The organism is Pseudomonas sp. LBUM1676, assembly GCF_059695605.1.
Map to the genome: position 1 here is coordinate 6,798,931 of NZ_CP166777.1, position 19,346 is coordinate 6,818,276.

Consider the following 19,346-nt stretch of genomic DNA (forward strand, 5'->3'; position numbering starts at 1 on the left):
ATGTCCCCATTTCACGCGTTATGCGCTCCATGTAGCCCTTACAAGGGCTTGGCGTCCGCACGCAGCAGTTGCGCCAGGCCATCGGCTTCGACTGGCCGACTGACCAGATAGCCCTGCACTTCATCGCAGTGCTCGGCCTTCAAGAACTCGAGCTGCTCTGGCCGCTCTACCCCTTCGGCCACCACTTTCAGTGACAGGCCGTGAGCCATGGCAATGATCGCCCGGGTAATAGCCGCATCCGCGGTGCCCTCCCCCAGGCCGCGGATAAAGGCTTGATCGATCTTCACGTAATCCACCGGGATGCGCTTGAGATAACTCAGCGACGAATAGCCGGTACCAAAATCGTCGATCGCCAGTTTTATCCCCAGGTCTCGCAGCTGCTGGAAGGTGGCGATAATGTGCTCGACGCTATCGAGCAAGTGACTTTCGGTAAGCTCCAGCTCCAGGTTGTGTGGCGCCAGGCCGGTTTCTTCCAGCACCTGACGCACCAGGCTGACCAATTTCCCGTGACGCAATTGATGCACCGACAGGTTGACCGATACCCGAATCGACGCAAGCCCCTGACGCTGCCACTCGCAGGCTTGCCAGCAGGCCTGTCGCAACACGAATTCACCGATCGCGCCAATCAGGCCCGACTCTTCGGCCAGGCCAATGAAATCCCCTGGCGGAACGCTGCCCATGGTTGGATGATCCCAGCGCACCAACGCCTCGGCAGCGTTCAACCGGCCCGTGGCGAGGCACAGCTTGGGTTGGTAGAACACCTTCAATTGCTTCTCTTCGATGGCCTTGCGCAGCTGGTTTTCCAGCTGCAAGCGCTCCAGGGTGCTGGCTTGCAGGCTGTCGGTGTAGAACTGGAAATTATTGCCGCCCAAGTGCTTGGCATGCTGCATGGCCATGTTCGACTGGCTGACCAGAGCGGAAATTTCCCGGGCGTTGTCCGGCAACATACTAATGCCCATCGAAGCGCTCACGACCAGTTCATGCCCCTCGACAGTGATCGGCACACGCAGCTTGGTCGACAAGCGGTTTGCCACGCGCGCCAGACTCGAGAGATTGCCGTAAGCGTTGAACAGCACGGCGAACTCATCGCCGGACAGGCGCGCAATGGTGTCCGCCTCGGGCAGCGCGTTGACCAGGCGCCGGGCCATTTTCTGCAGTAATTGGTCGGCGACCTCATGACCAAAGCTGTCGTTGAGCAGTTTGAAACGATCCAGGTTGATGTGCAGCAACGCCAGACTGCGATAGCCGCCCTGTCGTACCCGTTGATGAGCCTCGCTGAGCCGTTCCCGGAATAGCGAACGGTTGGCCAGGCCTGTGAGCTCATCGTAGTGGGTGAGGTAGCGCATGCGCTCTTCAGATTCACGTCGAGCCGATAAATCCGCGAAGAAGCCCACGATATGGCTCACATTTCCTTGGGCATCGCGCACCGCATTCAGTTGCAGCCATTGTGGATACAGCTCTCCATTCTTGCGGGTTTCCACCAGTTCGCCCTGCCAGGTACCGTGCTGTTCCAGCGCCTGATGGATCGCCGCATAGTGCCGGCGGGCATCGCGACTGCAAGGCAGGTTGACCACGTTGCGCCCGAGCATGTCCTCGATGTCATAGCCGGTGACTCGACAGAAAGCCTGATTGACCGCCATCAACGAATAGTTCGGGTCGAAAATCACGATGCCTTCGCTGGCTGCCTCGAATACGGTCGCGGCCAGTTGCTGCTGCGCCTCCAGGCTTTTGCTGACGCTGATGTCGCGGCGGGTGCCGACCATCCGGATCACCCGGCCGTTTTCAGCGCGCTCGACCGCTCGACCGCGGTCCTCGATCCACACCCAATGACCGTCGCCATGGCGCACGCGGTACTCCACCTGGTAATCCTCGCTGCGGCCTTTCAAATGCTCCACCAACGCGCGCTTGAGCGACGGCAAGTCATCGGGGTGCAGGCGCGGCTTGAGGTGGCGCAGCATCGCCGTCACGAACTCCGGCTCCAGGCCGAACAGCTCCTGGAGGTGGGTGTGATGGACTTCATCGGTTTGCAGGTTCCAGTCCCACAACCCCAGCTCACTGGCCTTCAATGCCAGCGCCAGACGCGCTTCACTCTTGCTCAAGGCTTGGTTGGCGGCGTCCAGCTCCAGGCTGCGCTGGGTGATGCGGCTTTCCAGCCCGGTCTGGATTTCACGCAGTTCGTCTTCGGCTCGACGGCGCTGGTCGATTTCCTTGGCCAACTTGTGATTGAGCCGGTCGCTACCGCGTTGGGCCTGCTGCAAGTGTTCGATCAATGCCTGATTCTGGAAGCGCCGCAACAGGCCGCTGTCGATCAGCCGATTGACCTGCCAGGCGACCACGCTCAAGGCGCCCAGCAGAATCAGCCCGAACCAGCCCCACCCCTGCCCCTGCTCATCGCCGCCCCAAAATAGATAGCCGATGGCCGGCAACAGGCAAGGCAAGGTAAAGGACAGGAAGGCGGGCAGGCTGACCGCGTAGGCGACGCTGGCCGAGAGCGCTGCAGCGCCGATCAGGCCGAACACCCAGGCCTGCTGCATGAAGTTGTCGGCGGGGACCAGGGCAATGCCGGCACCCGCCAGGGTCAGACCGGTCAGGGCCGAACCCAGCAAAAACATGCGGCGCCAGATCGGATGGGCCTGGCGGTTGGGAATCGCTGAATCGAAGGCTGCGACTTGAATCACCCGCAACGCCACCAACGACAACAACCACACCAGCCAGACGCTGACCAGGAAATAGCGCTGCGGACTCCAGAGCAACCAGGCGCAGACCAGTCCATTGATCAGCATGAACAGGGTGGGCAGCAACGAGCCCTGATACAGCAGGCGCGTGCGCTCGACCGCCATTTCCATGGCGTACTGTTTGCGGATAACCCGAGGCTCCACCGTGGGGCCCGACAGGTCGGAGCTGAGGGTCATAGGCAATATTCTTGTTCTTATAATGATGAGCATGAGCCCGAAACGTGCACGGAGCATACACAAGCAACTGCCCGGACCAAACTGCCCCGGGTCATAAAACAGCTAAAAATATCCTCTGCTTTCCCCGCCGTAAAAGGGTCCAGGCGAGTCCCGCCAACGCTTGCAGCCGATGACCGACCGGTCGTCATGCGCCTGACTTTCATCGGCTAAAGCAAAGCGGGGTTTGCCCGGTGTGGCGCCGCCCCCTAGAATGCCCCAATGCGCGATGATCTCTCCCTTCTGCTGAACTCCCTCAACGATGCCCAACGCCAGGCCGTAGCTGCCTCCGTGGGTCGTCAGTTGGTCCTGGCCGGTGCTGGTTCCGGTAAAACCCGAGTGCTGGTGCACCGTATCGCCTGGTTGATCCAGGTCGAAAACGCCTCGCCCCACTCGATCCTGTCGGTAACCTTCACCAACAAGGCCGCTGCCGAGATGCGACATCGCATCGAACAGCTGATGGGTATCAACCCGGCCGGCATGTGGGTCGGCACCTTCCACGGCCTGGCGCACCGCCTGTTGCGGGCGCATTGGCAGGAAGCCGGCCTGAGCCAGACTTTCCAGATTCTCGATAGCGACGACCAGCAGCGATTGGTCAAGCGGGTGATCCGCGAGCTGGGTCTGGATGAACAACGCTGGCCGGCCCGTCAGGCCCAGTGGTTCATCAACGGGCAGAAGGACGAAGGCCTGCGCCCGCAACACATTCAAGCCAGCGGCGATTTGTTCCTGTCCACCATGCGCAGCATTTATGAAGCCTACGAGGCCGCGTGCCTGCGCGCGGGTGTCATCGACTTCTCCGAATTGCTGTTGCGCGCCCTCGACCTGTGGCGCGATCACCCGGGCTTGCTGGCGCACTATCAAAAACGCTTCCGGCACATTCTGGTGGACGAGTTCCAGGACACCAACGCCGTGCAGTACGCCTGGTTGCGCCTGCTGGCCAAGGGTGGCGATAGCCTGATGGTGGTGGGCGATGACGATCAGTCCATCTACGGCTGGCGCGGCGCGAAAATCGAGAACATTTATCAGTATTCGGACGATTTCCCGGATGCCCAGACCATTCGCCTGGAGCAGAACTACCGCTCCACCGCCGGGATTCTCAAGGCGGCCAACGCCCTGATCGCCAACAATGCCGGACGCATGGGTAAAGAGCTGTGGACCGACGGCGGTGAAGGCGAAGCGATCAATCTGTACGCCGCCTTCAACGAACACGATGAAGCACGCTACGTGGTGGAAACCATCGAAAGCGCGCTGAAAACCGGCCTGGCGCGCAGTGATATCGCGATTTTGTACCGCTCCAACGCCCAATCGCGCGTTTTGGAAGAAGCGTTGTTACGCGAGCGTATTCCGTACCGCATCTATGGCGGCCAGCGCTTTTTCGAGCGGGCTGAAATCAAGAATGCCATGGCCTACCTGCGCTTGCTGGAAGGTCGTGGCAACGATGCGGCGCTGGAGCGGGTGATCAACGTTCCGGCCCGTGGCATCGGCGAGAAAACCGTCGAAGCGATCCGCGACCATGCCCGTCACAGCGATGTGTCGATGTGGGAAGCCATGCGCTTGCTGGTCGCCAACAAAGGGCTGACCGGGCGCGCTGCCGGCGCTCTCGGGGCATTTATCGAGCTGATCGAGAACCTTGCGGCCAAATGCATGGAGATGCCCCTGCATCTGATGACCCAGACGGTCATCGAGCAATCGGGACTGATTGCTTACCACGAAGCGGAAAAAGGCGAGAAAGGCCAGGCCCGGGTGGAAAACCTTGAGGAGCTGGTCAGCGCCGCGCGCAACTTTGAAAACGCGGAAGAAGACGAAGACCTGTCGCCATTGGCGGCATTCCTCGGTCACGCGTCGCTGGAAGCCGGGGATACCCAGGCCGACGAGCACGAAGACAGCATTCAGCTGATGACCCTGCACAGCGCCAAAGGCCTGGAATTCCCCTACGTGTTCCTGGTGGGCATGGAAGAAGGGCTGTTCCCGCACAAGATGAGCCTGGAAGAACCCGGCCGTCTCGAGGAAGAGCGCCGCCTGGCGTATGTCGGCATCACCCGGGCGATGCATAACCTGGTGATGACCTACGCTGAAACCCGACGCCTGTACGGCAGCGAGACCTACAACAAGGTGTCGCGTTTCGTACGGGAAGTACCGAAAGGCCTGATCCAGGAAGTGCGCCTGTCCAACAGTGTCAGCCGTCCGTTCGGCGGCGGCCAGCAGCAGAGCTCCAGTAGCCTGTTCGGTGGCAGCGAGATCCCGGACACCGGGTTCAGTCTGGGTCAGGCCGTTCGGCATTCGGTGTTTGGCGATGGCGTGATCCTGAACTTCGAAGGCGCCGGGGCTCAGGCCCGGGTCCAGGTGAACTTCAGCGAAGGCAGCAAATGGCTGATGCTGGGTTATGCCAAGCTGGAAGCGATCTAAACCCCGCGTTCTGCTTTCTGTAGGAGCGAGCTTGCTCGCGAAGGTCGTCAACGGTGAAGCGTTCATTCTGGATGAATGCGTTGTCGTGACGTTTTTCGCGAGCAAGCTCGCTCCTACAGGATTCATTCCTACCGAACTAAATCACATCTCCTACAGACCAAAGTTAACAGGCCTTATTGCACTGATTGAAGCTGAACGAAACCTGTCAGGCAAAAGCCCGAAACACTCTGCCGCTAGCCAGTAACACTTCACCTGTGCAACATGGCGCGCGTGCCTTCCACAAATGGGAATTCCCTCTATGAAACGTTTTCTTAGCATCGCCATGGCGTTGTGCATCGGCCTGACGATGAGCCTCGACGCCAACGCCAAGCGCTTTGGTGGTGGCAAGAGCTCCGGCGCTGCGCCGACTCACCAGACCAGCCAAATGGCTCCTTCTTCTGCCGCAGGCGGTGCTGCCGCCACTGCGGGCGCCGCCGGTGCCGCTGGCGCTGCCGCCAAGGCCGGCGGTGCTTCGCGCTGGCTCGGCCCTCTGGCCGGCATCGCCGCCGGTGGCCTGCTGGCCTCCATGTTCATGGGTGGTGGCTTCGAAGGCATGCAGATCTTCGACATCCTGATCATGGCGGTCATCGCCTTCCTGGTCTTCCGTTTCATCGCCGCCCGTCGCCGCAAGCAGCAGGAACACCTGGCTCCGGCAGGCGCGCCAATGCAGCGCGAAGCGTTCGAGCAGAAGCCAGCAGCCATGGGTTCGATCTTCGGCGGTTCAGCAGCACCTGTTGCCGCTCGCCCGGTGATCAATGCTCCGGCCTGGTTCAATGAAAAGAATTTCATTGAAGCGGCCCGCAACCACTTCCAGTCCCTGCAACAGCATTGGGACGCCAACGAAATGGACAAGATCTCCGAGTTCGTGACCCCGCAATTGCTCGAGTTCCTCAAGCGCGAACGTGCCGACCTGGGCGAAGGTTTCCAGTCCACCTACATTGATAACCTCAACGTACAGCTGGATGGCGTGGATGATCGCGCCGACAAGACCATCGCCACCCTGACCTTCAGTGGTGTGTCGAAGAACTCGCGTTTCGACCAGGGCGAAGTGTTCAGCGAAAGCTGGAACATGGAACGTCCGCAGGGCGAGAACCAGCCTTGGCTGGTTGCAGGTATCCGCCAGAACGGCTGATCCTCTCTGCGTTAAGCATGCTGTAATAGAAACCCCGGCCTCGGCCGGGGTTTTCTATTTCGCGGTTGCATCTCTAGCGAGCTACTGTATAAACCGCCCCATATAAGCCGCGCCATCAGCAAGAGGATCCCGGACGTGGAAGAAATCATCGAACAACTGCGTGAAGCCAACGAACCGGTACCGGTTCCCTTGGAGTTGCCTGACGAAGATCAACTGGTGGAAATCGAGGAACAACTGTTCATCGACATACCGTTTGTCTTCAGAGAGTTCCTGCTGACCGTCAGCGACGTGGTCTACGGCAGCCTGGAGCCGGTGACCGTCACCGACCCGCAATCCCACACCTACCTGCCGGACGTTGCCGCCAACGCCTGGGACGCAGGCGTCGATCGCAGCATGATCCCGATCTGCCAGGATGGCGACAACTACTACCTGGTCGAAGAAGACGGCACCGTGGTGTTGTGGCTGGCCGAGGAAGAGCTGATTGCCGAGGAGACCTGGGAATCGGTATGGCATTGGGCGCGGGACGTCTGGCTGGAAAGCTGAGCCGCCTGACCCGCGCCTTGTAGTCAATGCCCGGTCGAATCCTTGTGGTTGTCCAGGGTTTCCAGCAAGGCCACCTGCATGCGCGTATGCACGCGGATGAACCAGCGCCAGAGTAGCGCCGCCACGGCGGCCGCGACGACGACGATCAGCACCAGCAACTTGTTGGTCGGCAGAATACTGGCCGACAAGGCTGCCAGCAGCAGGAAGATCACCAGCAGCGAGAGAATCGGGATCACTTCGGCGATCACCCGGCGCACTCGCTGCGTGTGCCGGCCGGCCATTTCCGGCTTCACACCCATCTCCGCCAATAACATCGACAGCGCCTTGAGCTTGCGATAGGCGGCGATCAGGAACGGCAGCGACAACAGCAGCGCCCCGCCCCAGATCAACGCTTTCTGCCAGCTCGGGTCACTGATCCAGTCCTGCAGATAAGCGGACATGCGCTCGGCGAAGTACGCGCCCGAGAAGAAGATCGCAATCACCAGCGCCAGATTGACCCCTACCTGCAACAGGATCCGCCGAATCATCGATGCCAGCAGCGCACCTTCGCCCTGAGGCTGAATGCTGCGCAACCATTCGCCGTACATCCCCAACACCCGACTCAGGCGTTGAGGCAACACCGCGGCCAGCTTGATCGACAATGGGTCCGCCGCACGAATCAGGTACGGGGTCATGAGCGTAGTCAGCACCGAGACGGCCACAGCCACCGGATAGAGGAAGTTGCTGGTGACCTGCAGAGTCATGCCCAACGACGCGATGATAAAAGAGAATTCCCCGATCTGCGAAAGCCCCATACCGACCCGCAGCGAGGTACGTCCGTCATTACCGGCGATAAAAGCCCCAAGGCCGCAGGACAACATCTTGCCCAGCACCACGGCGACCGTGATGACCGCGATCGGCCAGGCGTATTGCAGCAGGATCATCGGATCGAGCATCAAGCCGATCGCGACAAAGAAGATTGCACTGAACAGGTCGCGAACCGGTTCGATCAAGCGCTCAATCTTCAGCAGTTGCCGGGATTCGGCCATGATCGCGCCAATCAGGAACGCCCCGAGCACCATGCTGTATTCGAGTTTGACCACCAGCAGGCAGAAGCCGAAACACAGTCCCAGCACAGTGATCAGCAACATCTCGTTGCTTTCGAATTTGGCCACGTAGGCCAGCAGTCGCGGTACCAGGAGGATGCCGATGACCAGCGCGACGATCATGAACAGCGAGAGCTTGCCGACGGTGGAGAAGACTTCACCGGAGCTGACCGTGCCGCTGACCGCGATGCTCGACAGCAAGGCGATGATGCCGATGCCGAGAATGTCTTCGACAATCAATACGCCAAAGATCAATTGGGCGAAGCGCTCGTTCTTCATCTTCAGGTCATTCAAGGCCTTGACGATAATGGTGGTCGAGGAAATCGCCAGGATCGCGCCCAGGAACAGCGAGTCCATGGTGTTCCAATCGAACCAGCGGCCAATCTCGTAGCCGATCCAGATCATCAGCACGATTTCCAGGAACGCCGCGATGAACGCCGTGGCACCCACCTTGAACAGCTTGCGCAGGCTGAACTCCAGGCCCAGGCAGAACATCAGGAAAATCACCCCGAGTTCGGCGAGGGTCTTGATGGTTTCTTCGTCGTGGATCAGGCCGAACGGCGGCGTATGCGGGCCGATGATGAAGCCGGCGACGATATAGCCGAGGACCACCGGCTGCTTGAAGCGATGGAACAGCACGGTCACCACACCCGCGACCAACATGATCACTGCCAGGTCCTGAATAAAACTGATGGCATGCACGGTGTGGGCTCCTTGGGTAACGACTGCTCAAGCGCCAGCCCCGGGAAAGGTCTGATTGAGCAGAGTAAAAATCCGATTTAGATGTAGGAGTTGCCTTCGGGGTGGGCATTTGAAGGGTAACACCGCGACTTCCGGCAGAAAGGCGGTGCAATATATGGAAACAGATCGTTGAGGCGTGACGGCGATCATCCGCCCGGCGTCCCGATAACTGTGGTTTGAAAAAAACCGAACCAGGCACCCGTAGAGGTGCGCTCCCCTCCGAACCTGCCTTGAACCGTGAGAACGCTATGGAACCCGGAAACGCCCAACTGTCGATGACGGTATTGATGACCCCCGACATGGCCAATTTTTCTGGCAATGTTCACGGCGGTACCCTGCTCAAGTACCTCGACGAAGTGGCCTACGCCTGCGCCAGCCGCTACGCCGGCCGCTATGTAGTGACCCTTTCAGTGGATCAGGTGATTTTTCGCGAACCGATTCATGTCGGCGAACTGGTGACCTTCCTGGCCTCGGTCAATTACACCGGCAACACCTCGATGGAGGTGGGCATCAAGGTGGTGACCGAGAACATCCGCGAACGCTCCGTGCGCCACACCAACAGCTGCTTCTTCACCATGGTCGCAGTGGATGACCAGCGCAAACCGGCCGCAGTCCCGCCGCTGCAACCGCAGAACAGCGAAGACAAGCGTCGGTTCATGCAGGCCCAGCAGCGTCGGCAGATTCGCCAGGAACTGGAAAAGCGTTATCAGGAAATCAAGGGCGACGCCTGACGCCTGTTGTCAGCTTCAGACAGCTTTCGCGAGCAGGCTCGCTCCCACAGGGGATTTCCGTCGGCCACATACCCGGTGTCCACTGAAGATCGATGTGGGAGCGAGCCTGCTCGCGAATGGTTTCAACACCGAACTCAGAGGCTGATCGACGTCGCCTCGAACCGCACCCGCGGATGGGCAATCCGGTCCTGCGCCCGGACCAGTTCCAGCTCATAGCTGGCACAGGCCTGGGTTTCCAGCAGCACTTCATGCACGGCCGAGGCAGCGAACTCAAAAGCCGCCACCAGGCTATCGCCCAACAGGACACGCGCCAGGAACAGCCCGGATGTCAGGTCGCCAACACCCACTGGCTGCCGCGGAAACGCCAGCATCGGACGCCGCAGGTGCCAGCTGCCTTCACCCGTCACCAGCAGCATCTCGAAAACATCCGTCGACTTGCCGGGATAGTCCAGATGCTTGACCAGCACCGCCTTCGGCCCACGCGCCAGCAGCGCCCGCGCCATGGCCAGGCAATCGAACAGCGACTGTGACTTGCGCCCAGAGAAGCTGTCCAGCTCGAGCTGGTTCGGGCACATGAAATCCGCCACGGCAGCCGCCTCTTCCAGCAGAAAATCGCTGACTTCCGCCGGCACGCTGCAACCCTTCTCCGGATGACCCATCACCGGGTCGCACAGATACAGCGCCTTGGGATTCATCGATTTGATCCGCGCCACCCCCGACAGAATGGCCCGGCCCTGGGCCGCGCTGCCAAGGTAACCGGACAACACACCATCGCAGTTGCCCAGCTCGCCAATTGCCGCGATCCCTTCCACCAACTCGGGAATCTGATTCGGCGCCAGGACTTCGCCGCTCCACTGGCCATATTGGGTGTGATTGGAGAACTGTACGGTATTGAGCGGCCAGACATTCACCCCGACCCGCTGCATCGGGAAAACCGCGGCGCTGTTGCCGGCGTGGCCGAACACCACGTGGGACTGTATGGCGAGCAGATGGGGCGTACGTCTCATGCGGTGAGTTCCGTAAAACGATTGAAATTCGAGCCGAACAGTATGCGACGAAACACAGCCTGTACGACAGACCGGCGACACAGTTAAGCTGACACCATCTTGTTGGAGCACCCGTTGATGCTGACCCTCGGAAATATCTTAGTGCTGATGCTGCTCGCCACCGCTGGCGCGTGGCTGTGGCACAACCATGGCTTGCGCGAGCGGGCGCTGGAGCGGGTCATGCAGCATTGCAGCAAGCTCGGAATAGAATTGCTGGACGGCAACGTGGCCTTGAAAAAAATCGCCTTCATCAAAGACGCCAATGATCGACGGCGCTTGGCCCGTGTGTATAACTTCGAATTCACCGTGACCGGCGAAACCCGTCATAACGGTACGATTACCCAGTTCGGTGCCCACAGCGCGCAGATCGAACTGGCACCCTACCCGATGCCATTCGACGACACGCCTGAGGCAGGCGACGTCGTGAAGCCTCGCGCCGAGGTTATCGAGCTGAACCAGTGGCGGCAGGAACACACCAAGTGGCGTCCGTAAGTCTGATGTCAGTCAGTTAAAACCAATCGCGGGCTTGCCCGCGAAGAGGCCCTCAAAACAAAGCAAAAATCCCCTAGCTCGCTTGAGTTCGGCACCCAGCCAAGCCTTTCTGCAGAAGCCCAACATCCTGCGGCTCACTGAAAATCAGCTCGATCCGCGAATCCTGCCGCCACTCACTAGGCCGCCATTGCAGCACCGAGTTATCCAGGGCATTCGCTGAAACCCAACCACCGACGCTGTGGATAACCAGCTTCGCCCGCCGCCAGGCGAGGCTTTCCAGCCAGTGGCCAATGAGCGCGGCATCAAATGCCTGATTCGAGTGCCAACGCCACCCAATGCTCCAACCGCCCTCCTGTTCCTGACTCAGGCAAATCGGCACTGCAGGATCACTCCAGATCGCCGGCATCTGCGCCAGTCCCTTGGGCACGCTGAAGTTATCCACAGCCGCCACAGCCTGAGCTTCAAGCCCGGGTAATTCGCTCAACGGCAACACGGCTTGCTGCGTCCAGAACAACCGACGCGCCGGCAGCTGCGCGGCGATGCGCTGGCGATCACCGGCATCGAGATCTTCAGACTTGTTCAACAGCAATAACCCCGCACTGTTCAGCGCCTCCTGTTGCGTCGCAGGCAGCGGCTTGCCGACAGCAAGCGCCTGGGCATCCAGTACCAGTACACAAGGCTGAACGGCGAGCACCCCTTGCCACGGCGATTCACTCAACTGCCTGAGCAACTGCGCCGGATGGCCCAGCCCCGAAGGCTCGATGAACAGGCGGTCCGGCCGCGCCTTGCGCAGCAAACGGCCGAGCCCGATCTGAAACGGCGCACCGTTGACGCAACACAAACAGCCCCCGGCCACTTCACCCAGTGCGATACCATCGACGTCCTGGGCCAGCAGCGCGGCGTCGAGGCCGATCTGGCCGAACTCGTTGATCAGCACCGCCCAACGCTCACGCGCCGGCCGCTGCGCCAACAGGTGCTTGATCAGGCTGGTCTTGCCAGCGCCCAATGGGCCGGCAATGACGTGAGTCGGTATGTTCTGAAACATGGTCTAGGTTTTCTGAGGAGGTAAGGGATGCGGTTGATGGGCTTGTCGTTGCTGCTGGCGTTCACTTCAGGCGAGGCGCTGGCCCAGGCATGTGTGGTACATAGTACGGCTGAGAGACTCGACGTCAAAGTCTGCCAGCAGAACCGCACCATCCCGGAAAAGCTGTTCGCCAACGGATTCTGTCAGCCAAACCTGGCTGGACAGAACGTTGAAGTGCAGTACGTCGACCAATGCCCCACCGGTGCCTTCGGCGTGTGCAGCAACGCTCAAGTGGCCAATATGCCCTACCGCCAGGATATTCACTATTACGGCGTAGCCACCGACGCGGCGTATCTGCAGCCGTTTTGCGAAGCCCAGAGCCAGGGCACCTGGCTCAAGCCGTGAGCCCCCAGTGACCAAACGGGTCTGGCAGCAGCGTCCAGCCCTCGACACCCAGCGCCATTTCATCATCGGTCAGCAAGCAGTCATCGAGATCAGCGGTAAGTTGTGCGAAGTCGATGTTCTGGCCGATAAACACCAGTTCCTGCCGGCAATCGCCGACGGTGGCTGTCCAGTTTTCCATGATCCCGGCGGTGCTTTGCGCGTCTTGCGGCCACTGGGTTTTCGGCACGAAACGCCACCAGCGTCCGGCGAAACCATGACGCATCAAGCCCCCGGCCTGGGACCAGCTACCGGCATCCATGTGTTTGCTGGCCAGCCAGAAGAAGCCTTTGGAGCGCAGCAGTTTGCCGTTTACCCACGGCCGATCGATGAAGCTGAAGAAACGCTGTGGATGAAAGGGCCTACGTGCTCGATAGACGCTGGAGGCGATGCCGTACTCCTGGGTCTCCGGCACGTGGTCGCCGCGCAGCTCCTGCAGCCAACCGGGCGCCTGAGCGGCCTTTTCAAAGTCGAAGCGACCGGTGTTGAGAATCTTCTGCAAGGGGATTTCACCCATCACCATCGGGATGATTTCTGCCTGGGCGTTGAGCCGCTCGAGGATCGCGATCAGTTCCTGGCGCTCGCGGCTGCTGATCAGGTCGATCTTGCTGATCAGAATCACGTCGGCAAACTCGATCTGCTCGATCAATAGATCAGTGATCGAGCGTTCGTCCTCATCGCCCAATGTTTCACCACGGGAAGCCAGGCTCTCGGCGGCCTGGTAGTCGAGCAGGAAATTCATGCCATCGACCACCGTGACCATGGTGTCGAGCCGGGCGATGTCAGCCAGGCTCTGCCCGTCTTCGTCGCGGAAGGTGAAGGTCTCCGCCACGGGCATTGGCTCGGATATACCGGTGGACTCGATCAGCAAGTAATCAAACCGACCCTCCCTGGCAAGTTTGCTGACCTCATCCAACAAGTCCTCACGCAACGTGCAGCAGATGCAGCCATTGCTCATTTCCACGAGTTTCTCTTCCGCGCGATTGAGGCTGACATCGCGCTGGACTTCGCTGCCATCGATGTTGATTTCGCTCATGTCGTTGACGATTACGGCGACCCGCAGGTTGTCGCGATTACGTAGCACGTAGTTGAGCAATGTACTTTTTCCGGCACCGAGAAAGCCGGACAGGACGGTGACGGGGAGACGGTTGGGCATCAGGTTTTCCTCACAGGGCATACCCGATCAAATCGTCGGGCTTGCAAAAGGCGTGGTCGCATCTAATGTAATAACATAACATACGAAGCCAACTTCCACGATGGACCTGCTCATGAACGCGCTGACTCTGCCGGATATCGCCACGCAGGCCTCACGCCAAGCCCTGCCACTGGAGTGGGTGGGTATGTGTGGCATTGCTCTTCCTGTTTCATTCGATGGCCAACGCTTGAGCGCAAAGGCCGATGCGGGCGTGAGCCTCGACGACGGTGAGGCGCGTGGCATTCATATGTCGCGGCTGTACCTGGCGCTGGAGATGCTCGAACAGGAAAACCTCACGCCTGGGTTGCTTCGGCAAGTCTTGCAGCGTTTTCTGAAAAGTCATGAAGGGCTGTCTACCAGCGCCTATCTGAACATTCACACCGATCTGCTGCTGAAAAGGCCTGCTCTAGTTAGCCCATTGTCGGGCTGGAAAACCTACCCGGTCTGCATCGAAGCACAGTTGAAAAACGCGATGTTCCACGTGGAACTAAAAATCGACGTTGCATATTCCTCGACCTGCCCTTGCTCGGCGGCGTTGTCCCGGCAGTTGATTCAACAGCAATTCGTTAATGACTTTGCCAACAAAGCCCTGCAACACGCAGATATTTTGGCGTGGCTCGGTTCCACCAAAGGCATCATTGCGACGCCCCATAGCCAACGCAGCACTGCGAAACTGCATCTTCATCTGGAGCATTATCTGGACGAGCTACCGCTGATCGCGATCATCAATGACGCGGAAGCGGCGCTCGGCACCGCAGTACAAACCGCTGTGAAACGCGCTGACGAACAAGCCTTCGCCCTGGCTAACGGTCAGAACCTGATGTTCTGTGAAGACGCTGCCCGACGCTTGAATGTGGCCCTGAAACGCTCGCCTGGCATCAACGCGTTTGGCATCCAGGTCATCCATGCCGAAAGCTTGCACGCCCATGACGCGGTCGCTGAAAGCCGCTGGAACCGGGAGGCGGAATAGCCATTGCCTGGCACGACGAACGTCTTAATGACAGCTGCCAGGAATTTCCTCTAGTGTTTATGCGCTAGCGCATGTGATCGAAACTTTCGAGAACACTGACCATGATCCAGATCACTTTGACCGATGGTTCATTGCGTGAATACGACCAGCCTTTGTCCGTGTACGAGCTTGCCGCGAGTATCGGCGTCGGGTTGGCCAAAGCGGCGGTCGCAGGGCGAGTAGACGGTGTGCTGGTGGACTGTGCATTCATGCTCAAGGCTGATGCGCGAGTCAGTATCGTCACACCCCAAGAGCCCGACGGCCTGGAAATCCTGCGCCGCTCCTGCGCGCTGATGCTGTCCATGGCGGTCAAACAGCTCTATCCGAGTGCGCAGCTGCAGACTGGATCGGCCTTGGGCGACGGCTTCTTTTATGAGTTCACCTACGAGCGTCCTTTAACCCTGGTCGACCTCGCCATCATCGAAGCCCGTATGAAGACGTTGGCGGCGACCAATCACCCGATCCGCCGTCGCGATCCGTCATTGCAATCAACACCCGTTGAAATGCTATCGCCGTACCTGCTGGGGGATTTCGAATGTGTGACTGTAGGCCCGCATGTTCCCGCGACGAAGGTGTTGCAGGCGTTCGCCCTGGACCACATCAGCGGTACTTCGCCACAACGGATATACGGCACCTGCTGGTCGTGCCCACACGAACTGGAACATTGGCGCGCACCGCCGCATGTGATTGTCGTGAGCATGGATGATCGCCAACTGGATTATGCCCAGTCGGTGACCGAGGCATTGCGCCGAAGCGGCGTGCGTGCCAGCGCGGATCTGCGCAACGAGAAGGTCCGACACAAGATTCGCGAGCATAGTCAGCACGTGCCGTATCTGGTGGTGATCGGCGAGAAGGAAAAGCAAGGCGGGTTTGTCAGCGTGCGCAGCCGCACCGGGGAAGATTTCGGCAGGATGGCGGTCGAGGCGGTATGTGAATGGTTGAGATCATCAGGGCTAGGGAGAGCTTGAGCGAACCAAACCGCGAGCAGACTCCCACACGGTCCCTGTGGGAGTCTGCTCGCGAAGCTTTTAGGCTCTGGGCTTAACCGTGCCGCAATCCTGCCCCAACCACACGGCGCGGGTATCGAGACTACCGTTCTGCTGAATACCGGTGGCATTGAACGTGCCGTTGACCTTGGTAGTGAATTCACGATCACTGAGGAATGTGGCAACGCCGGCACCTTGCGCTTTCGGACAGCTGAAGCGGAATTTCCACTGATTACCCATGCGCTCGGTGATTTCCTGCTTGCAGCCCGATTGCGGATCCGTCAGCGGAATGTTGTCCGTCTTCACTTGCTCAGGCGTCAGGCAAGCCCGAATCCCTTTGCCACCCATGGTAATGCCCTGCTTCTCCAGCTGTGCGCGCTGTTCAGGGGTGATCTGGCTCTGTATCTGCCCAAGGATCAATTGCAGATCGGGCAAGTTCTGGTTATCGACTTTCATGTTGCTCGAGGTTAATTCCCACAAACCCGGCTGCAGCATCTGCGCCTGAGCGGCCACAGGAAGAGCCAAACCAAAAGCCACGGCCAAACCCAGCAGACGAACGTTCATCGAGTAACTCCTGATCAGTAGTGGCCGTTAGACGTCAGCCACGAGCTTCGGTTCATGGGCCAATTAATTAGCGACATTCTGCACGGAACATGGTCTGTTAAGTATCGAATCTTCAGGAGCAAGGCTGCCCCATGGATTATTTTGGACCGCATGTTTTCGGGTATCTGATCGCCCTTCTGCACTCGCTAGGCATGATCGCCGCCATTCATGCCGTACTAACCGTTCGTACCGCCCAAGGCTCGATTGCCTGGGCTCTGTCGTTGCTATTCATTCCCTATCTGACGCTCATCCCGTACCTGGTCTTCGGCCGCAGTACCTTCGATGGTTACATCAAGGCACGGCGCCAAGCGAACGAGGAAATGCGCAAAGCCATCGCCGACATGAACTGGCGACCCTGGGTAGAAGAAGCGCTGACCGCCCGCGCCTCGAACGCGTACGCATCACTGAGGGCGATGCCCAAGCTGGGGCGTATGCCGTGCCTGGCGAATAATGAAGTGCACCTGCTGATCAACGGCCAGGTCACCTTCGACGCGATTTTTGAAGCCATCAGCCAGGCAAAGACAGCCGTGCTGGTCCAGTTTTTCATCATCCATGACGACCGCCTGGGCCGACGTCTGCAAACCTTGTTGCTGGAGAAAGCCGCCGAAGGCGTAGCTGTTTATCTGTTGTACGACCGCATTGGCAGCCACTCCTTGCCTCACAGTTTCGTACAACCGCTACGCGACGCCGGCGTCGAGGTTAAAGCATTCGCGACTCGTAGCGGCTGGCTCAACCGCTTCCAGGTCAACTTTCGCAACCACCGCAAGATAGTGGTAGTAGACGGGGTATTGGGCTTCGTCGGCGGGCACAACGTCGGTGATGAATACATGGGCGAAAAACCGCCCCTGGCGCCATGGCGCGATACTCACGTCAAAGTACGCGGGCCGGTGGTCGCCTGCATGCAGGAATCCTTTGCCGAAGACTGGTTCTGGGCTGCCCGCTCCCTGCCCCCGCTGATCCTGCCGGACGTTTATCCGGACGACGGCGTGCTTTGCCAGTTGCTCGCCAGCGGCCCGGCAGATTCCTACGAGACCTGTTCATTATTCTTCGTTGAAGCTATCCATGCGGCAACGGAACGAATCTGGATCACCAGTCCCTACTTCATCCCTGACGAAGCGGTATTCGCCGCATTGCGCCTCGCAGTACTGCGCGGGGTGGATGTGCGGATTCTGCTGCCATCACGGCCGGATCACCGGATCGTCTACGCCGCCTCCAGCCTTTATGCGTTCGAAGCGGTGCGCGCCGGTGTCCGGGTATTCCGCTACGAACCCGGCTTTCTGCATCAGAAAGTGGTGTTAATCGACAGCGAAATAACCGCCATTGGCAGTGCGAATATGGATAACCGGTCGTTCCGGTTGAATTTTGAAGTCATGTTGTTGACCGTCGACAGCGTGTTTGCTGCCGAGGTGGAAGAGATGCTCAATGATGACTTCGCGCAGGCCCACGAAATCGCCAAAGAAGAAAGCCGGGAGACCCGCCGCCTGCAGCAGGTCGGCATGCGGATCGCCCGGCTTATTTCCCCGATTCTCTAGGGATTGTAAATGTCGTCGCGGGTCCACGGCAGTTCATGGCTGCCATCGGGATGGGCTTTCACTGCCAGGATCTGGTGCAAATTGATCCAGCCCCTGGCAAAAGCGTAGGCGCATCCCGCCAGGTACAGTCGCCAGATTCGCAACGCCTGCTCAGGCACCAATTTGCCAGCGGCTTCCAGATTATCTTCGAGACGTTCGCTCCAATGGTCGAGGGTACGCGCGTAATGCAGGCGCAGACTTTCGACATCGACGATCTCCAGCCCGGCTTCGCTGATCTCGGCAGAAATCATCGACAAGTGCGGCAGCTCACCATTGGGGAACACGTACTTTTCGATGAATTCACCGGCACCGCGTCCTACCGGTCGGCCGTCGGTGTGCTTGGCGGTGATCCCGTGGTTCATCACCAGGCCGCCCTCCTTCACCGCGCCGAACAAGGTTTTGCAGTACTGGGTCAGGTTAGCGTGGCCGACGTGCTCGAACATGCCAACGCTGACCACCTTGTCGAAGCGCCCGTCCTGTGGCAAATCACGGTAGTCCAGCAGCTGCAATTCGATCAGATCGTCCAGGCCTTCGGCACTCACCCGCTCACGTGCCAGGGCCAATTGCTCTTTACTGAGCGTAATACCGAACACCTTCGCGCCAAACTCCCGGGCTGCATACCGCGCCAACCCACCCCAGCCACAACCGACATCCAGCAGATACTCGCCGGGCTGCAGGCGCAACTTGCGACACAAGTGGCGGAATTTGGCTTGCTGGGCTTGCTCAAGGGTTTCGCTACCGGTCTCGAAATAGGCGCAGGAATACGCCATGTCACTGTCGAGCCACAGCTGGTAAAACGCATTGGAAAGGTCGTAGTGATAGGAGATCGCCTTGGCGTCGGTTTCCTTGTCATGGACGACGCGAACAGGGTGGCTGCTTTGATCACCGAGCAACGCCTGGCTCCACTCGTCGCAGATGCGAATCACGTCACTGATAGAACCTTCGAGCTCCAGCTTGCCTTCGACGAACGCCGCTCCTAACGCGTCGAGGCTGGGATGGGTGAACTGGGAAACCATTTGTGGGTCCTTGACCACAATAGTGACGCTGGGCGTCGGCCCCAGGTTGAATTCATGGCCATCCCAGAGTCGCAGGCGTAACGGTAACTGCAGATTCTGTAAGGCCGGTGGAAGATGCGCGAGCATGGAGGATCCCCCCTTGTTTCAGACGTCTGATGAGAGGGTAGACCATCCTGGAAAAATAGCTGGCTATCGATTCAATAGCCGTTTTCCATAACTCACGGCGCTCCAGAACAGCCGTCGTGAGTGCATAAAGTGCTATGCCCTCGACCAGATGACTGCAAATTTCACGCACAGTTCTAAAAAAGCTTCTGAAATACCGGTTTAGAGCCGTCGCC

At 59.3% G+C, this 19,346-nt stretch carries 16 protein-coding genes; 9 read left to right on the forward strand and 7 right to left on the reverse strand.

The window, feature by feature from the left end:
- Positions 1-38: 38 nt before the first annotated feature.
- A complete protein-coding gene (locus ACA041_RS31525; protein ID WP_497439294.1) occupies positions 39-2,912 on the reverse strand; it encodes an EAL domain-containing protein in 2,874 nt (957 codons plus the stop codon).
- 258 nt (positions 2,913-3,170) lie between these two features.
- On the opposite strand from ACA041_RS31525, the gene uvrD reads away from it, so the two are divergent.
- The 3 genes from uvrD (at position 3,171) to ACA041_RS31540 (ending at position 7,068) form a co-directional block, all read left to right on the forward strand.
- On the forward strand, positions 3,171-5,354 hold the full coding sequence (uvrD, locus tag ACA041_RS31530; RefSeq protein ID WP_497439295.1) for a DNA helicase II: 2,184 nt from the start codon (positions 3,171-3,173) through the stop codon (positions 5,352-5,354).
- A 298-nt stretch (positions 5,355-5,652) separates the two neighbouring features.
- Complete coding sequence (locus ACA041_RS31535) at positions 5,653-6,525, forward strand: Tim44 domain-containing protein (RefSeq protein ID WP_497439296.1); 873 nt, start codon at positions 5,653-5,655, stop codon at positions 6,523-6,525.
- Between the two features lie 135 nt (positions 6,526-6,660).
- Entirely contained in the window at positions 6,661-7,068 is a 408-nt protein-coding gene (locus ACA041_RS31540; protein ID WP_008156656.1) for an SMI1/KNR4 family protein, read from the forward strand.
- 23 nt (positions 7,069-7,091) lie between these two features.
- Here ACA041_RS31540 and ACA041_RS31545 read toward each other — a convergent pair whose 3' ends face one another.
- On the reverse strand, positions 7,092-8,855 hold the full coding sequence (locus ACA041_RS31545) for a cation:proton antiporter (protein WP_497439297.1): 1,764 nt from the start codon (positions 8,853-8,855) through the stop codon (positions 7,092-7,094).
- Positions 8,856-9,142: 287 nt separating this feature from the next.
- On the opposite strand from ACA041_RS31545, the gene ACA041_RS31550 reads away from it, so the two are divergent.
- Positions 9,143-9,625 (forward strand): acyl-CoA thioesterase, encoded by a 483-nt coding sequence (locus ACA041_RS31550; RefSeq protein WP_016772447.1) that lies wholly within the window; start codon positions 9,143-9,145, stop codon positions 9,623-9,625.
- Between the two features lie 134 nt (positions 9,626-9,759).
- Here ACA041_RS31550 and pdxY read toward each other — a convergent pair whose 3' ends face one another.
- Complete coding sequence (gene pdxY / locus ACA041_RS31555) at positions 9,760-10,632, reverse strand: pyridoxal kinase PdxY (protein WP_497439298.1); 873 nt, start codon at positions 10,630-10,632, stop codon at positions 9,760-9,762.
- Between the two features lie 117 nt (positions 10,633-10,749).
- Between pdxY and ACA041_RS31560 the strand changes: the two genes are divergently transcribed.
- Entirely contained in the window at positions 10,750-11,163 is a 414-nt protein-coding gene (locus ACA041_RS31560) for a DUF3301 domain-containing protein (RefSeq protein WP_497439299.1), read from the forward strand.
- A 73-nt stretch (positions 11,164-11,236) separates the two neighbouring features.
- Here the strand turns inward: ACA041_RS31560 and ACA041_RS31565 are convergent, their stop codons facing one another.
- Positions 11,237-12,208 carry a CobW family GTP-binding protein gene (locus ACA041_RS31565; RefSeq protein WP_497439300.1) on the reverse strand — a complete coding sequence of 324 codons (972 nt, stop codon included), beginning with the start codon at positions 12,206-12,208 and terminating at the stop codon, positions 11,237-11,239.
- Between the two features lie 27 nt (positions 12,209-12,235).
- On the opposite strand from ACA041_RS31565, the gene ACA041_RS31570 reads away from it, so the two are divergent.
- Positions 12,236-12,592 (forward strand): NADH:ubiquinone oxidoreductase, encoded by a 357-nt coding sequence (locus ACA041_RS31570; protein ID WP_497439301.1) that lies wholly within the window; start codon positions 12,236-12,238, stop codon positions 12,590-12,592.
- On the opposite strand, the gene zigA is transcribed toward ACA041_RS31570, so the two are convergent.
- A complete protein-coding gene (gene zigA / locus ACA041_RS31575; RefSeq protein ID WP_497439302.1) occupies positions 12,582-13,784 on the reverse strand; it encodes a zinc metallochaperone GTPase ZigA in 1,203 nt (400 codons plus the stop codon). The two genes, ACA041_RS31570 and zigA, sit on opposite strands and share 11 nt — an antisense overlap.
- Before the next feature lie 112 nt (positions 13,785-13,896).
- Here zigA and folE2 point away from each other — a divergent pair, with 112 nt between their 5' ends.
- Entirely contained in the window at positions 13,897-14,793 is an 897-nt protein-coding gene (folE2, locus tag ACA041_RS31580; protein ID WP_497439303.1) for a GTP cyclohydrolase FolE2, read from the forward strand.
- Positions 14,794-14,894: 101 nt separating this feature from the next.
- Complete coding sequence (locus tag ACA041_RS31585; RefSeq protein ID WP_497439304.1) at positions 14,895-15,800, forward strand: His/Gly/Thr/Pro-type tRNA ligase C-terminal domain-containing protein; 906 nt, start codon at positions 14,895-14,897, stop codon at positions 15,798-15,800.
- Between the two features lie 60 nt (positions 15,801-15,860).
- On the opposite strand, the gene ACA041_RS31590 is transcribed toward ACA041_RS31585, so the two are convergent.
- Positions 15,861-16,382 carry a DUF3617 domain-containing protein gene (locus ACA041_RS31590; RefSeq protein WP_497439305.1) on the reverse strand — a complete coding sequence of 174 codons (522 nt, stop codon included), beginning with the start codon at positions 16,380-16,382 and terminating at the stop codon, positions 15,861-15,863.
- 131 nt (positions 16,383-16,513) lie between these two features.
- Between ACA041_RS31590 and cls the strand changes: the two genes are divergently transcribed.
- Positions 16,514-17,953, forward strand: a complete 1,440-nt coding sequence (gene cls, locus ACA041_RS31595; protein ID WP_497439306.1) for a cardiolipin synthase — start codon at positions 16,514-16,516, stop codon at positions 17,951-17,953.
- Here the strand turns inward: cls and cfaB are convergent.
- Positions 17,950-19,134, reverse strand: coding sequence for a C17 cyclopropane fatty acid synthase CfaB (gene cfaB, locus ACA041_RS31600; RefSeq protein WP_497439307.1), 1,185 nt, complete (start codon positions 19,132-19,134; stop codon positions 17,950-17,952). The genes cls and cfaB overlap by 4 nt on opposite strands.
- Between the last annotated feature and the right edge of the window lie 212 nt (positions 19,135-19,346).

Coding starts and splice junctions, on each gene's coding strand:
- ACA041_RS31535 (WP_497439296.1), top strand. CDS start 5,653: ATGAAACGTTTTCTTAGCATCGCCATGGCGTTGTGCATCGGCCTGACG.
- cfaB (WP_497439307.1), bottom strand. CDS start 19,134: ATGCTCGCGCATCTTCCACCGGCCTTACAGAATCTGCAGTTACCGTTA.
- uvrD (WP_497439295.1), top strand. CDS start 3,171: ATGCGCGATGATCTCTCCCTTCTGCTGAACTCCCTCAACGATGCCCAA.
- ACA041_RS31590 (WP_497439305.1), bottom strand. CDS start 16,382: ATGAACGTTCGTCTGCTGGGTTTGGCCGTGGCTTTTGGTTTGGCTCTT.
- ACA041_RS31550 (WP_016772447.1), top strand. CDS start 9,143: ATGGAACCCGGAAACGCCCAACTGTCGATGACGGTATTGATGACCCCC.
- folE2 (WP_497439303.1), top strand. CDS start 13,897: ATGAACGCGCTGACTCTGCCGGATATCGCCACGCAGGCCTCACGCCAA.
- pdxY (WP_497439298.1), bottom strand. CDS start 10,632: ATGAGACGTACGCCCCATCTGCTCGCCATACAGTCCCACGTGGTGTTC.
- ACA041_RS31565 (WP_497439300.1), bottom strand. CDS start 12,208: ATGTTTCAGAACATACCGACTCACGTCATTGCCGGCCCATTGGGCGCT.
- ACA041_RS31560 (WP_497439299.1), top strand. CDS start 10,750: ATGCTGACCCTCGGAAATATCTTAGTGCTGATGCTGCTCGCCACCGCT.
- ACA041_RS31525 (WP_497439294.1), bottom strand. CDS start 2,912: ATGACCCTCAGCTCCGACCTGTCGGGCCCCACGGTGGAGCCTCGGGTT.
- zigA (WP_497439302.1), bottom strand. CDS start 13,784: ATGCCCAACCGTCTCCCCGTCACCGTCCTGTCCGGCTTTCTCGGTGCC.
- cls (WP_497439306.1), top strand. CDS start 16,514: ATGGATTATTTTGGACCGCATGTTTTCGGGTATCTGATCGCCCTTCTG.
- ACA041_RS31570 (WP_497439301.1), top strand. CDS start 12,236: ATGCGGTTGATGGGCTTGTCGTTGCTGCTGGCGTTCACTTCAGGCGAG.
- ACA041_RS31585 (WP_497439304.1), top strand. CDS start 14,895: ATGATCCAGATCACTTTGACCGATGGTTCATTGCGTGAATACGACCAG.